The sequence below is a fragment of the Paenibacillus tyrphae genome, from assembly GCF_024158745.1.
Classification (GTDB): domain Bacteria; phylum Bacillota; class Bacilli; order Paenibacillales; family NBRC-103111; genus Paenibacillus_G; species Paenibacillus_G tyrfis_A.
Genome location: NZ_JAMZAW010000070.1, coordinates 1 through 700, shown reverse-complemented (window position 1 = coordinate 700; position 700 = coordinate 1). Strand labels below are relative to the sequence as shown.

The 700-nt window shown below is 49.6% G+C and carries 2 tRNA genes and 1 rRNA gene; all 3 read left to right on the top strand.

The annotated features are described in order from the left end of the window. Positions 1-141 precede the first annotated feature (141 nt). The 3 genes from rrf (at position 142) to NI000_RS36530 (ending at position 487) form a co-directional block, all read left to right on the top strand. Positions 142-258 (top strand): 5S ribosomal RNA (gene rrf / locus NI000_RS36540). A 55-nt stretch (positions 259-313) separates the two neighbouring features. Next, positions 314-390: transfer RNA gene (locus NI000_RS36535), tRNA-Ile, on the top strand. A gap of 21 nt (positions 391-411) precedes the next feature. Next, positions 412-487: transfer RNA gene (locus NI000_RS36530), tRNA-Ala, on the top strand. Positions 488-700 lie beyond the last annotated feature (213 nt).

Here is a 700-nt window from a genome sequence, read left to right as displayed (position 1 = left end):
CGGAAGGTGCGGCTGGATCACCTCCTTTCTATGGAGTCCATGATGACTGTAGGTCATCGGACAAATCTGCGACTCAGTCGCAAGACACTCACTCGTGTTCAGTTTTGAAAGGTGCAATGCCTTTCCTTCATAAGTAATTCGTTTGGTGATGATGGCGGAAGGGAACCACGCGTACCCATCCCGAACACGACCGTTAAGCCTTCCAGCGCCGATGGTACTTGGACCGCAGGGTCCTGGGAGAGTAGGACGTCGCCAAGCAAGCCCACCAAGGGTGGGCTTTTCTTATGAAACTAATTATGCATACGAATATTATGGGCCCTTAGCTCAGCTGGTTAGAGCGCACCCCTGATAAGGGTGAGGTCGGTGGTTCGAGTCCACTAGGGCCCACCAGCTAACTTCATAATATAGCATGGGGCCATAGCTCAGCTGGGAGAGCGCCTGCCTTGCAAGCAGGAGGTCAGCGGTTCGATCCCGCTTGGCTCCACCAAAACTTGCCTCTTGAAAAGAGTAGGCGAGTGTGGTAAGATAAACTTTGTCGCTATTAATAACAGCGACGATTTGTTCCTTGAAAACTGGATAACGAAACAAAGCGTAAAGCTGAATCATCCTTAGTTTTACTAGTTGATACCGCGAGGTATATATTTTTTGGAGCGACTTTTGTCGAAGACAAGCGGAGCGAGAAAGGATATATAGCGAGCTT